The sequence below is a fragment of the Acidilobus aceticus genome, from assembly GCF_055392325.1.
Genome location: NZ_AP042407.1, coordinates 760114 through 772801, shown reverse-complemented (window position 1 = coordinate 772801; position 12688 = coordinate 760114). Strand labels below are relative to the sequence as shown.

Genomic DNA, 12688 nt, shown 5'->3' with positions numbered 1-12688 from the left:
TTTCAGCAGTGCGAGTTCCCGTTTTTCTCCCAGGGCGTCACTATGATGGGCTCGTCCTGGACGTATGTCCTGCCCAGCTTAAGCGAGAGCTCCGCCTTGCTGAGCTCGTAGCCTATGTAGGCCGCGTGCTCCGCGCTCACGTTAAACCTCCTGACCAGGGCCCTGGCGAGGCTGAGCGCGTGGGACCCCTCGAGGCTCCCGACGGCCCTGCCGTCCCTGTATAGCGTGACCCTCATCACCCCCCTCGCCGGGTCGGCTGATATCCTGACGTACTCGCTGGCCGAGACCTGCGGCTCCACGTAGCCAACAGGCTCGGCGCTGACCTCCTCCTGGGGCTGCGGAGGGGGCGGGTAGTCCTGCTTTAGCACCAGGAGCCTGCTGAACATGCCCCTCTCGCTGGCCCTGGCGGCGTAGGCGCTCTCGGCCAGCCTTATGGCCTCCCTTGCCTCGGAGGTGCCATGCACGGACTTGTAGGTCTCCTCAACAACAAGGTACGCGGAGGCCCTGACCTCGACGGCCATCAGGGCCAGGACCGCGTGCACCCCAGCGGTGTCGGCCTCAACCTCCTCGGTGACGTTAGCCGCTGAGAAGAGAAGCGGCGACGAGAGCTCCCTGGAGGCCCTGAGGTACCTCTCCACGCTCTGCGACAGGCCCAGCGGGGGAACGGCCAGGGAGGGGTCAACTATGAGCTTCGCCTTCCCCGCCAGCTCCCTCTCAACGTCCCTGAGCCTGTCTAGGCTGTCGCCGCCAACCAGGAGCGCCAGGTCCTTGGACAGCAGGTCCTCAAGCTCGGGGACCTGGTAGTCGGCCACGCTGAGCCCGTCGGCCCCGGCGGCTATGGCCTCCTCGGCGTAGGCCCTCGAGGGAGCCTCTGCTATAACTGGGAGCCCGAGCCCCTTGGCCTCCCTGACCCTGCGGCGCAGCTCCCCGAGGCTCATGCCGTCCTCGGCCCCAACCACTATGACCTGGGCCCCCTCGCCAACGTACCTCCTCGCGGTCGCTGTGAAGTCCTGGGCCCTGGGGTCCACCTCGGAGAAGAGCAGCACTGGGGGCCCCCTCCTCGGCACAGGGACCTGGCCTATCCTGAAGGCCTCCTCGTAGCTTATGCTGGGCGCCAGGGAGCCCAGCACCTCGTCTGCAGCCTTAACGGTGTCAAGCCTGGCCCCCTGGCTCACGTACTTCAGCGTGACCGGCAGCTCCCCGAGGCTCCTGGGGCCCTTGAAAGCGGGCTTCCCCGTGACCTTGGCGACCTCGGAGGCGTCCCCCCTCACAGTGCCGGGCAGCACGACCATGTCTACGTCCGAGAGGCCCGAGAGGAGGTCCCTCCTGGAGCTGAGCACCGAGGCTATGGCGGTCGTCGTAAGGAGCGATATTGCGGGCACCGGGAGCGCGACTATGACGAAGTCCTTAAGTCCCCCCTCCTGCAGCACCTCCCTGACCACTGGCTCGGCGGGCCTGCTGGTTATGATGCCGAACCTCAACCGCGTTCCCAATACCTGGACACGGTATCCAGGAATTTAAATAGTTAGTTTTTAAGGCGAGTGGCTCAAGCTAAGCTTTTATACATTCCCTTACATATAACCACGGTGGTCCTGTTGAAGGCAAACCTGATGAAGGCCTTCGGCGTAGACTCACTCAGCTACGTTGACTTTGACGACCCCAGGCCAGGCCACGGCCAGGTCGTGGTGAAGGTGGTCGAGGCCGGTGTCAACCCGGTTGACTACTTTGTCGTGAGCGGCATGAGGAGGGTTGAGCCCATGCCCCACATCCCTGGGGCCGAGTTCGCGGGCATCGTGGAGGAGGTGGGCCCCGGGGTAAAGGACTTCAGGCCAGGGGACAGGGTCGTCGTATACCCCAGGGTCTTCTGCGGCAGGTGCGACATGTGCATGGGCGGCCACGAGCACCTCTGCAGGTTCGGCGGCATAGTTGGGATGATAACCCACGGGGGCTTCGCGGAGAAGGCAGTGGTCAACGAGGCCAACCTGTTCAGGCTGCCCGACAACGTGCCCTGGGACCTGGCCGCGTCGTTGCCAGTGGCGGCTCTAACCTCCTTCCACGCCCTCCTTGAGGCCGGCGTGGGGCCTGGCGACGTGGTGGCAATAGTGGGCGCCTCGGGCAACACCGGCCAGTTCGCCCTCCAGCTTGCAAAGATCATGGGCGCCAGGGTCCTGGCCGTGAGCACCAAGAAGTGGCCCCTGGAGCTCGGGGCCGACGCCGTGGCCCCGGTGGAGCAGAGCTACGACGCCCTCATCAAGATGACCGGCGGCAAGCTGGCTGATGTAGTGATAGACGCCATAGGCACCCCCACCCTGCCGGTGAGCATGAAGCTCCTGGACAGGAGGGGGAGGCTGGCCATATTCGGTGCCCTGAGGGGCGAGACCGTGACCTTCTCGGTGCCAGAGCTCTACAACAGGGAGGTGAGGGTCATAGGGACGACCGGGGGCACCAGGGCCGAGATGGCTAAGCTCATAGACATGGCCTCGAGAGGGCTCCTGAAGGTCAAGGTCTGGAGGAAGCTGCCAATGTCGCAGGCCAAGGACGCTTTAAGGCTCCTCTTCTCGAGGGAGAGGGACGGAAGAATAATGCTGGTGGGTGAGGAGTGAGCGAGAACGTCATAGAGGTCGCCTCGAGGCCCGTGCTCTCGGTGTCCTCGGAGACCAGCGTGAAGGACGCGGCGGAGTACATGGTGTCCCACAACGTAAGGAGGCTCCTCGTCACGGAGGAGGGCAGGGCCATAGGCGTCTTCAGCGCCTTCCACCTGATAAGGATGCTGGCCACGGGCACCGACCCCTCCTCGAGGCCCCTGTCCAGGGCAGGCCTTGACGTGCCCGTCTACGTGGAGCCCACCACGCCCGTGATCGAGGCGGCGAAGGTTATGGCCTCAAGGGACGTCACGGCCGTGCTGGTGGGCCCCGAGGGCTCGCCCCAGGGAATACTGACGACCCACGACGTGGTCTCATACCTGCCCTACGGCGCCGCCGGGTCGGCCTCGCTCCACGAGGCGCTGGTCCCAGACTACCCCGTGCTCGACCCGGGGGCCACGCTGCTCGAGGCCGCCTCGGTGATAAGCTCCAGGGGGACGAGCGGCGTCCTAATTGTTGACGGCGACAGCTTCCTGGGAATAGTCACCGTGAGGGACGTGCTCCAGGCCTACGCCTCCGCCGGGGGCCAGGCCATGTCGGCCAAGGTGGAGGACCTGCCCATGTCGCCCGCGGCCTACATAGACGAGGGCGCCACGGTGGGCGAGGCGGCTGACGTGATGGAGTCCCTGGGCTCCGACGTGGCCGTAGTCTTCTGCGGCCCCAGGCCGTGCGGGGGCATAGACGACATAAGCCTGACCAGGTGGCTGGCCTCCAGGGCTAAGGCTTAAGTTATAGCCTCTCCCCAGCCGCCTGGGGAAGCGCTTGGACCTCAGGCCCCCGAGGGGCTTCAGGGACATACCGCCCGACCTAGCGATACTAAGGAAGGAGCTAATGGGCAGGGTGGAGGCCGTCTACAGGAGGTACGGCTTCGACCCGCTCGAGACCCCGGCCGTTGAGAGCTGGGAGGTCCTGGCGGGCAAGTACGGCGAGGAGGCGGAGGGCAGGCTCATATGGAGGTTCAAGGACCCCTGGAGCGACAGGGAGTACGCCCTCAGGTATGACCTCACGGTGCCCCTTGCTAGGTACATAGCGTCCCACCCGGAGATACCGATGCCGTTCAAGAGGTACCAGATAGCCCCAGTGTGGAGGCACGACGAGCCCCAGAGGGGCAGGTACAGGGAGTTCTACCAGGCAGACGTTGACGTGGTCGGGAGCCCCTACCCGGAGGCCGACGCCGAGATCATAAACGTCATAGTTGACGCCCTGGACGCCCTTGGGGTTGGGTCGGGCTTCAGGGTTCTCATAAACGACAGGAGGATACTGGCGGGCATATTCGAGGAGGAGCTCTCCCTTAAGGACCCGCTGGCCGTCTACAGGGTTATAGACAAGCTTGACAAGGTGGGCGAGGAGGGGGTCAGGGCCGAGCTTGAGAGGCTCCTGGGCGCCCCGGCCGCCTCCAAGGTGATGGAGGTCATCTCAATTAAGGGCGACGTGGCGGACTCGCTGGACAGGCTCTCCAGGGAGCACGGCTCCAACGCCACGCTCATGAAGGGGGTGGAGCACCTGAGGCAGGTGGCCCAGCTGGTCAGGAGGCCCCAGGCCCTGGAGTTCAGCATGTCGCTCGTGAGGGGCCTTGACTACTACACTGGGCCGATACTTGAGGTCGTGCTTGACAGGCCCAGGATAGGCAGCGTGGCCGGGGGAGGCAGGTACGACAACCTGATATCTCTGTTCGCCAAGAGGGAGGTCCCTGCTACCGGCGCGAGCATAGGCATCGACAGGCTGATAGACGCTGGCCTGGAGGTCGGGCTCTTCAGGGCCGACAGGAGGACCTACACCCAGGTCATGGTTGTCAACGTGAGGCCCGAGAGCTACGCCTACGCCTGGAGAGTGGCGGACGTCCTCAGGTCCTGGGGCTTCAGCGTGAGGGTTGACCTCAACAGGTCGGGGCAGGACGAGCAGAGGAGGAGGGCGCTAAAGCTGGGCGTCCCTGTCGTGGCTTTCGTCGGTCCCCAGGAGGAGGCCTCCGGCTCGGTGACCCTGTACTCGCCATCCAAGGGCGAGAGGCTCACCGTAAGGCTTGAGGAGGCGAGGCAGGCCCTGGAGAGGCTGCTGAGCTGATGATGCCCCTGAGCGATGCCACCAGGTCAGGCGGCGTCAAGGCCTACAGGCTCAGGCTCCTCATGGACGCTGGCCTCAGGGTGCCCCCCGGGTTCGTCATGAGCGTCAGCGAGGTGACCCCGAGGGCCGTCGAGGAGGCCTGCTCCTCCTCTGGCTGCTCCTTCCCGGCGGCTGTGAGGATAAGCCCTCCCGAGGTGGGGCTGGCGGAGTTCGCCCTCTCTGCCATAGGCCTCAGGGTCGCGGAGGGGCCGGAGGACGTGCCATACCTGGCAACCTGGCTCGTCTCAAGGGCCGCAGAGGTAACGCCGGCCGCCGCGGGGAGCATGATAATAGTCCAGAGCCTGGTGGCCTCCCCCAAGGCTTCTGGGGCGGCCTACACGGTCAGCCCGATAACCTGGTTCAGGAGGCTGATAGTTGAGGCGGTGCCGGGCCTCGGGGACGAGTTCATGAGCGTCGGCTCCCCGCACGACAGCTTCACCTTTGACCTCTCCCTGAGGCTTGTGGAGAGGAGGGTCATGAGGAAGGCCAGCGCGAGGCGGTACGTGCCAGGCAGGGGGGTCGTGGCCATCCCCATGGCCGACCCCTGGACGCAGTCCCTGAGCGACGAGGAGGCCAGGGAGGTGGCCTCGTATGCTTTGAGGGCTGAGGAGGCCGTCGGGGGGCCGTTGGAGCTCGAGTGGGCCTACAGCTCAGGCCCCTGGGCCCTGGGGGCCAGGCCGCTGCCCCGTCAGAAGTTTATGTCTATGTAGCCCCCCTCGGCCGGGGTGTACTCTCCCCTCGACTCGAGGGTGCTGAAGACCTCGGCCACCTCCGATGGCGGGCCGTTGACAAAGAGTATGCCCACGTCGGCCTCCTCCATCACGTTGCCCAGGTAGAGGTAGGCGGCCGTGGTCATGATGCCCTTCCTCGAGTAGTATACTAATATCGCCTTGCTCTCCGCGCCCTCGGCCCACTCGAGCAGGTCCTCCATCTCCTTGCTTGCCTCAACTGCGAGCATCGTGTGCCTGGGAGGCATGACTATTATGAGGGCTGAGGCCCTGCTCAGCCTGGCCTCAAGCTTCGGCATCTCGGACCCGACCCTGACCTCCCTCGGGGACCACCTGCTGGTGGCCATGATCACCTCCTGCTTCTCCTTAATGGCCTGGCTGACGTCGGGCCTCTGAATGTGCCTGGCCCTCTCCAGCATGTCCCTGTGCACGTCCTCCGCGCCTATGACCTCAAAGCCGCCGTACTCCAGCGACACTTTCTCCCCAGGAAGCTGGCTGAGGCCTAGCTCTTAACCTTCAATCACAAGGAGGAGGGGCCGGGACTAAAGGGGCTCAGGGCTCACGTGTAGATCTTTATGTACTTACCCACGTAGGGCCTGTCCCTGTCCGCGCTTATGTACTGCCTCAGGGCCCTCCTTATGACCTCAGACTTGGGTATGTTCCTCTTCCTTGAGTACTCCTCAAGGAGCTCGAGGAGGTCGTCCTCGAGCTTGAAGCTGAGCACCTTCATGCGTTCCACCTCCTGTCTTCACCCTCCAACAGGGCTCCGATACTACTGCAGTACTACTGGAGGCTTTATTGAAAGTCCCTCTCGGACTACAAGAGGAAACCTGCAATAGGACTCTATGTAACATAAGAGTATATTAGGCCTCCTGCAGTACTCCTCTTACAACGGGGAGACAGCAGTGCCCACAGTGCACCTGTCGCTGAGCGACGCCATGTACAAACAGCTGAAGGAGAAGAGCGACGAGATAGGCATACAGATAACGGACCTGATAAAGCTCTACATAAAGATGGGCCTGCAGGGCGGCCTCGCCGCCAGGCAGGAGGGCGCCTCAGAGGTGATGGTCGCCAACCTGTCGAACAGGCTTGACAAGGTTGAGAGGGACCTGAAGCTCAAGGTGACCATGATGGAGGGCAGGTACAGGCAGCTGGAGGAGGCGCTTGACTACATACTCCAGAGGCTTGACGCCCTTGAGGACCTGATAGGGGAGGTCAAGGCTAAGAAGGCGCTTGGCGTTGAGCAGGAGAGCGTCAACACTTAACCGGCCTGCAGCCCTGCCTCACGAGCCTTCCTATGCCCTCCCTCCTGATGTCCTCGAGGCTCACGGGCCTGGAGCTGGTGGAGCCCCTCATGTTAAAGAGGTCGTACTCAAGGTCAAGCTCGGTGTAGATGCACATGGAGTTGAGTATCTGCCTGGCCTGCGAGATCCCCATGGTGCCTGAGACGGCCCTGGCCAGCGGGCTCCTGTTGTAGACGGTCAGCGCATCCATAACGTAGGTGGTGGCCAGGACGGGCGAGAGCCTGACTGTCCTCGTGCCTCCCCTTATCCTCTGGTCCCCCCTCCTTCCCCTGAAGGCCAGCAGGGGCATCAGGGAGGCCTCGGTCTCGATGGCCTTAGTGGCCCTGTCGAGCAGCTCCGCCTCCTCCTCGTTTATGCCGTATATGCCCAGCAGGCCTCCCTGGGCGGCCACGTCCGCTATATAGGAGAGAACCTGGTCCGTCGAGAGCTCCCCGTCAGCGCCCGGGCCGTGCACAGCTATGAGGGAGTCGACGCCGGCCGAGCCGAGGCCGGCCAGCGAGACGGAGTCGGCCAGCGGGCTCCAGAGGTTCTCCTCGCACCCGAGGGCGAGCGCGTCCCCTCCCACGTCAACCCCTATGACGAGCTCAACCCCAAGCTGGTCCCTGGCGGCCTCAAGGGCCCTCCTCACCCCCTCGCTCCCCTTGCTTATGTCAACGAAGAGGGCCTTCTCGCCCAGAAACTCGGCGGCCCTGACTATCTGGGGCCTGAGCTGCCTCCCAAACCTTACTGCATATGAGCTCCCGCTGACCAGGGCGGCGGAGTCCCCGAGTATGTCGACGTCCACCATGGCCTCAAGCGGTATGGGCCCTGGGTAGGGGTCTATGGCGTACCTCTCCCAGACCACCGAGCCGAGTATTGGCCTCCCGCCGAACCTCCTGACCTTCTGGTAGAGGTAGACGGCCCCCGCTGCGTCTCCCCCTCCGCCTATGCCGAGCACCAGGACCTTCCTGTTGGCCACCGCCTCCTCAAGGCTCTTGAACTTCAACCTAGGCCCCAGCGAGGCCTGTGCCCTTGCTCTTAAAAGGCTCCACCAGTGCCCTATGATATGGATTCCTCATGTAACGGGAATCCATATCGTGGCTAGAGGGACTGCAGCGTGGCCCCGTCGAAGAGCACGGTGACGCCGGTGAGGTACTCGGGCGAGAAGGCGAGCCACGCTATGAGCTCCCTCAGCTCCTCCGGCCTCCCGAGCCTCCTCAGGGGCGACATGGAGGCAACCCTTGACCAGTAGTCCTCGGCGCTCACGCCCTCCCTCCTCGCGAGCTCACCTATGAGCCTGTCAGCCCCGGGGGTCCTGAAACTGCCCAGCTCAAGGACTATGACCCTGAGCGACCCCGGGTAGGCCCTTGAGAAGAGCTTCGCCATGGCCGGGAGGCCGGCCCTCACGACGTCGCTTACCCCGGTGGGCCACATGGGCGACCTGGAGGAGAAGCTGGAGACCAGTATCACTGTGGCCTTCCTCCCGTTGACCCTGGCAAGCCTCCCCAGGAGCCTGGCGGGGAACACGAGGTACATGGAGGCGGCGTACTGCCAGTCGTCCCAGCTGGCGTCGGCGGGCTCGCAGGGCTCGCACGGGGGATTGCCGTAGCTCACAAATGCCACGTCTATGTCGCCCAGGAGGGACCTGGCCTCGTCAACTATGGCCTCCGACTCCCTTGACGTCATGTCGGCGGGCCTTGGTATGGCCTTAACCCCGTACTTCGATGACAGCTCCCTGGAGGCCTCCTCGAGCCCCGCCCTGTCCCTTGCGACCAGGAGCTCGTCGCAGCCCCTCGAGGCCAGGGCCCTGGCCGCCTCGAGGCCTATGCCCCTGCTGGCCCCTGTGACTATTGCGTTGCAGCTCAACCCGACCCCGGTCTTCCCTGTATTAAAGGAAAATTAAGCCCGCGCCCACAGTGGGGCTGGGAGCTAAGGCTTTGGGCCAGGCCGTGCTGGAGCTCAGGGACGTGCGGAAGAGGTTCGGGGACAGGGAGGCCCTGAGGGGCGTCAGCGTGAGCATTGGGGAGGGCGAGTTCCTGGGCCTCGTGGGCCCCAACGGCGCGGGCAAGACCACCCTCATAAGGGTCTCCCTGGGCCTCCTGAGGAGGGACTCGGGCGACGTCAGGCTGTTCGGCAGGGACCCCTTCCTTGACCCCACGGCGAGGGAGAGCGTGGGGGTCATATTTGAGAGGCCCTCCCTCCCGGCGACTATGCCGGTCATAGAGCTGCTGAGGAGGGCGGCCAGGATCTACGGGGTGCCCGAGTCTGACGTGAGGGAGGCGGTTAAGCTGGCAGGCCTCGAGGGCCACGAGTCCAGGCCCTTCGGCCAGCTCTCGGCAGGCCTCAAGCAGAGGGCCGCCATAGCCCACGCCCTAGTGGCCTCCCCAAAGTTCCTTGTGGCCGACGAGCCCACCAGCAACCTTGACCCCGTAGAGAGGGCCTCCGTGCTCGAGACGCTCTCAAGGCTGAAGAAGGAGAGGGGGGTGACGATACTGCTCTCAAGCCACGTGCTCTCCGAGGTGCTGAGGGTCGTCGACAGGATAGTCGTGATAAAGCAGGGCTCGGTGGTGGCCCAGGGGGCCCCCGACGAGGTCATAGGGTCCATCAAGGTAGCCAGGGTCAGGGCGCCTGACCCCCAGGCGCTGGCAAAGGCGCTCATCGGGAGGGGGCTCAACGCGGAGGCCGGGGTCCAGGAGGTCACGGTCAGGCTCAGGGGGCCTGACGACGAGAGGGCCCTCCTGCTGGCGCTTGCGGACGCAGTGAGCTCCGGCATAAGGTACTACGGCATAGACCTGGTGGAGCCTGGCCTCGAGGAGCTCCTGAGGGAGGTGGGCTGATTGTCCATAAGGAGGAGCCTTGAGCTGCTTTACCTGGACCTCTGGGACGCCCTCAGGCCGCCCGGCTTTGACATAATGCTCCTCGTTGTAGCGGCCATGGGCGGCGCCCTCTCAGTGCTTCAGCCAATATCAAGCCCCGCGGCAGCCCTGGGGCCCGGCTTCACCTTCAGCCCGGAGTCGCTGGCGCTCTTCGTGACGACGATATACATCGCGATAAGGGCCTCGTCGGACCTCGTGAACATAGTGCAAGGGGGGATAATGCAGGTCTACATGAGCTACCCCATCTCGAGGAGGGCTGTGGCGGCGGTGCTCTACATAACCAGGTCGCTGCTCCCGGCGGCCATGCTCCTTGGGGTGCCGGCCATAGTGACGGCCATAATGCTCTACCCCGTGGTGCTCAGGGGCCCCGCCCAGTACGCGGCCATGTGGGCCTCGTACCTGGTGCAGAGCCAGCTCTACGGCACAGTCTTCCTTCTGCTGGCCAGCAGGTTCAGGTCCACGGGCACAGCCATCATTGCAAGCATATCATTCTACTTCGGCTACGTGGCCCTCTCGGGGGTGCTCTACCTGATAGGGCTCCTTGACAACATACAGTCGCTCGTGAACGCCTCGAACTCCATGGGGTTCTACTTCGACGTCTACTACGGCCTCACTGGGCAGGCCGTCAGCGCCTGGCAGTACCTGGTGGTGCCGCTCTCGTACGCTGTTCTATTAGGCCTCTACTTCTACTACTTTGAGAGGAGGTTCGAGCCGACTTGAGGTGGTACAGGACAGCGGTGTCAAGGCTGCTGTTCTTCGTCGGCGTCGCGCTGATAATATCGAGCCTGGTGGCCACCTACTACGGCGTCCAGCTGGGGACCTCTTACTCTACCACGGTGCCCTCGTCTCAGGTGGGCGCGGCGGTGGCAGTGGTTATGCCGACGACGTCCCAGGGGGTCGCCACCATGAGGATCACCGGGGCCTCCCAGGTGCTCTACCTGAGCCTTCAGGCAAACCCGATAGCCCTCCTGCCTCAGGTCAAGGGCCTCGGGCTCAAGGTCGTCACGCTCTCGACGGACGAGGACTTCAGGGCCGGAGTGATAGTGGAGGTTGCCGGCCTCCAGGGCAACCCCATATTCGTGGAGGAGGCCTTCCAGAACGCGGTGAAGTACTCCAGGCCGGTGAACGGCGTCTACACCGTGAGGGGCAATGTGAACAGCTCCAGCTACCTCGTGGTGGTGGCAGTGCCCAGCAACTCCAGCTCAAGCGTGGGGGTCAGCGTGGACTACAGGGTGACGGGCTACGGGAGGCTCTCAAACCTGGGGGCGGCCGCCGGGGCAGCGGTCCTCGTGGTGGCCTCGCTGGCCTACGACCTCCTCAGGAGGGCTGCCTAACGCTTTTATTGCCAAGCCCCCACCCACCTTGAGGCGAAGTATATGTCGCAGGGCCAGGAGAACGTGGTGCTCATAGGCAAGAAGCCCGTAGTTAACTACATGCTTGCCCTCATAGAGGTCTTCAACTCGTCCCCCTCGGCCGAGGTCAAGGTTAAGGCCAGGGGGAAGGCCATATGCAAGGCCGTTGACGTGATAAGCGCCGTGAAGGCCAGGTACTTCACGAACCTCTATGTCAAGTCCTTCTCGGCGGACTACGAGGAGGTCGACACTGACAAAGGCAAGGTGAAGCTCCCGGCCGTGGAGATAACGGTGGCCCTCGCCCCGCAGGGCTCCCAGCCTACTCCCCAGCCTGCAGGCCAAACCTCCTGAGGAGGGACCTGTCCCTCTTCAGCCTCTTGACCACCGCCTTGACTGACTTGTAGTAGGCCAGCAGCTCCTTGACGTCGTTAACCGTGGTCCCGCTGCCCACAGCTATCCTCCTCATCCTCGACCTGTCTATTATGTCCGGGTCGTCAAGCTCCTCGTAAGTCATGCTCTCTATTATGTGAAGCCACTTGTTGATCTTCTCCTCCCCGAGCTTCACCTGCTCGTCGCCAACCTTGACAGGGAGCGTGGACAGGGGCAGCATCTCCAGGACCCTGCTCAGCGGGCCCAGCCTCCTTATTGACTTGAGCTGGGCGTATATGGTCCTCATGTTGACCCTGCCCTTCTCTATGTCCTCCTCCACTACCTTTACAGCCCTCTCCTCGGCCTCGGCCTCCCTGACCCTCTCCAGCAGCGACCTTATGTCGCCGAGGCCCATGATCCTTGAGACGAAGCCCTGGGGGTCGAAGGGCTCCAGCTCGTCCACCTTCTCGCCCGTGCCCACGAACTTAACCCTCGCCCCCGTGGCCGCGACGGCCGAGAGAACCCCTCCGCCCTTGGCCGTGCCGTCAAGCTTTGTCACTATTATTGTGCCGATCGGGGTGGCCTCGTGGAACCTCCTTGCAAGGTCGAAGGCCCTCTGGCCTATGGCGGCGTCAACCACGAGGGCCACCTCGTCGGGGCTCACGGCGTCGGCTATCCTCCTCATCTCGTCCAGGAGCGCCTGCTCGTCACCGTAGCCGTGCCTCCCGGCTGTGTCAACTATGATGACCTGGGCCCCCCTGGACTCGAGCTCCTTGACCCCCCTGGAGGCTATCTCCTCGGCCCTCCCAGCGGGCTCCCCGTAGAAGAGGGCCCCTGACATCTGGGCCAGGGTCCTCAGCTGCTCGAGGGCCCCGGGTCTGTAGGTGTCTGTCTCCACCAGGCCTACCCTGTAGCCCCTGGCGCTGTAGAACCTGGCGAGCTTGCCCGCCGTTGTGGTCTTCCCCGAGCCCTGCACGCCCACGAGGAGGATCACCCAGGGCACCTTCCTCGGCTCCACGCTCGGGGGCTCCTCTCCCCCGAACACCTTGACAAGCTCCTCATAGACTATCTTCAGGAACCAGTCCCTCCTGCTGACGCCCGGGGGCGGCTCCTGCTCGAGGGCCCTCTGCCTTATGGCGTCGCTGAGCCTCTTTACAAGTGCGACGTTGACGTCCGCCCTTATGAGCTCCCTCTGCAGGTCCCTTATGAACTCCTCGACCGAGTCCTTGTAGGTGGAGCCCCCGCCGAGGAACTTCCTCACAGCCTCCCTGAGGCCCTCGAGCACCAAGGCAGCTTTCCCTTGGTTTCCCCAGCGATTGAGGCTAATAACCTCAAGGC

At 63.9% G+C, this 12688-nt stretch carries 15 protein-coding genes; 9 read left to right on the top strand and 6 right to left on the bottom strand.

The features are described from left to right. Positions 1–2: 2 nt before the first annotated feature. Complete coding sequence (locus ACZ5OO_RS04070; protein ID WP_464077856.1) at positions 3–1481, bottom strand: dihydropteroate synthase-like protein; 1479 nt, start codon at positions 1479–1481, stop codon at positions 3–5. A 105-nt stretch (positions 1482–1586) separates the two neighbouring features. Between ACZ5OO_RS04070 and ACZ5OO_RS04065 the strand changes: the two genes are divergently transcribed. From ACZ5OO_RS04065 to ACZ5OO_RS04050, 4 genes are read left to right on the top strand one after another with little or no spacing between them, the layout of a single operon-like run. Then, positions 1587–2603 carry an alcohol dehydrogenase catalytic domain-containing protein gene (locus ACZ5OO_RS04065; RefSeq protein ID WP_464077855.1) on the top strand — a complete coding sequence of 339 codons (1017 nt, stop codon included), beginning with the start codon at positions 1587–1589 and terminating at the stop codon, positions 2601–2603. After that, complete coding sequence (locus ACZ5OO_RS04060; protein ID WP_013267402.1) at positions 2600–3370, top strand: CBS domain-containing protein; 771 nt, start codon at positions 2600–2602, stop codon at positions 3368–3370. Before ACZ5OO_RS04065 ends, ACZ5OO_RS04060 begins: the two co-directional genes overlap by 4 nt. Before the next feature lie 34 nt (positions 3371–3404). Beyond that, entirely contained in the window at positions 3405–4703 is a 1299-nt protein-coding gene (gene hisS / locus ACZ5OO_RS04055; RefSeq protein WP_464077854.1) for a histidine--tRNA ligase, read from the top strand. Further along, positions 4703–5452 carry a PEP/pyruvate-binding domain-containing protein gene (locus ACZ5OO_RS04050; protein WP_464077853.1) on the top strand — a complete coding sequence of 250 codons (750 nt, stop codon included), beginning with the start codon at positions 4703–4705 and terminating at the stop codon, positions 5450–5452. The genes hisS and ACZ5OO_RS04050 overlap by 1 nt, the downstream gene beginning before the upstream one ends. Here ACZ5OO_RS04050 and ACZ5OO_RS04045 read toward each other — a convergent pair. Beyond that, positions 5431–5946, bottom strand: a complete 516-nt coding sequence (locus ACZ5OO_RS04045; RefSeq protein ID WP_464077852.1) for a hypothetical protein — start codon at positions 5944–5946, stop codon at positions 5431–5433. The genes ACZ5OO_RS04050 and ACZ5OO_RS04045 overlap by 22 nt on opposite strands. Positions 5947–6029: 83 nt before the next feature. Then, a complete protein-coding gene (locus ACZ5OO_RS04040) occupies positions 6030–6200 on the bottom strand; it encodes a ribbon-helix-helix protein, CopG family (RefSeq protein WP_013267398.1) in 171 nt (56 codons plus the stop codon). A 175-nt stretch (positions 6201–6375) separates the two neighbouring features. Here ACZ5OO_RS04040 and ACZ5OO_RS04035 point away from each other — a divergent pair, with 175 nt between their 5' ends. After that, complete coding sequence (locus ACZ5OO_RS04035; RefSeq protein ID WP_048812904.1) at positions 6376–6735, top strand: hypothetical protein; 360 nt, start codon at positions 6376–6378, stop codon at positions 6733–6735. Here ACZ5OO_RS04035 and ACZ5OO_RS04030 read toward each other — a convergent pair. Together ACZ5OO_RS04030 and ACZ5OO_RS04025 are read right to left on the bottom strand one after the other, a co-directional pair. Further along, complete coding sequence (locus ACZ5OO_RS04030) at positions 6725–7759, bottom strand: DUF1152 domain-containing protein (RefSeq protein ID WP_464077851.1); 1035 nt, start codon at positions 7757–7759, stop codon at positions 6725–6727. The two genes, ACZ5OO_RS04035 and ACZ5OO_RS04030, sit on opposite strands and share 11 nt — an antisense overlap. 95 nt (positions 7760–7854) lie before the next feature. Beyond that, a complete protein-coding gene (locus ACZ5OO_RS04025; protein WP_464077850.1) occupies positions 7855–8619 on the bottom strand; it encodes an SDR family oxidoreductase in 765 nt (254 codons plus the stop codon). Between the two features lie 71 nt (positions 8620–8690). On the opposite strand from ACZ5OO_RS04025, the gene ACZ5OO_RS04020 reads away from it, so the two are divergent. Genes ACZ5OO_RS04020 through ACZ5OO_RS04005 form a run of 4 tightly spaced genes read left to right on the top strand, consistent with a single transcriptional unit; the run spans position 8691 to position 11332 of the window. Further along, a complete protein-coding gene (locus ACZ5OO_RS04020) occupies positions 8691–9590 on the top strand; it encodes an ABC transporter ATP-binding protein (protein ID WP_464077849.1) in 900 nt (299 codons plus the stop codon). Next, complete coding sequence (locus tag ACZ5OO_RS04015) at positions 9591–10349, top strand: hypothetical protein (protein WP_464077848.1); 759 nt, start codon at positions 9591–9593, stop codon at positions 10347–10349. It begins immediately after the preceding gene. After that, the gene (locus tag ACZ5OO_RS04010; protein WP_464077847.1) at positions 10346–10963 is read left to right on the top strand and encodes a hypothetical protein; all 618 of its coding nucleotides are present in this window, start codon (positions 10346–10348) and stop codon (positions 10961–10963) included. Before ACZ5OO_RS04015 ends, ACZ5OO_RS04010 begins: the two co-directional genes overlap by 4 nt. Positions 10964–11005: 42 nt before the next feature. Beyond that, on the top strand, positions 11006–11332 hold the full coding sequence (locus ACZ5OO_RS04005; RefSeq protein ID WP_013267391.1) for an AlbA family DNA/RNA-binding protein: 327 nt from the start codon (positions 11006–11008) through the stop codon (positions 11330–11332). On the opposite strand, the gene ACZ5OO_RS04000 is transcribed toward ACZ5OO_RS04005, so the two are convergent. Further along, positions 11301–12635 (bottom strand): signal recognition particle protein Srp54, encoded by a 1335-nt coding sequence (locus ACZ5OO_RS04000; protein ID WP_013267390.1) that lies wholly within the window; start codon positions 12633–12635, stop codon positions 11301–11303. The genes ACZ5OO_RS04005 and ACZ5OO_RS04000 overlap by 32 nt on opposite strands. Between the last annotated feature and the right edge of the window lie 53 nt (positions 12636–12688).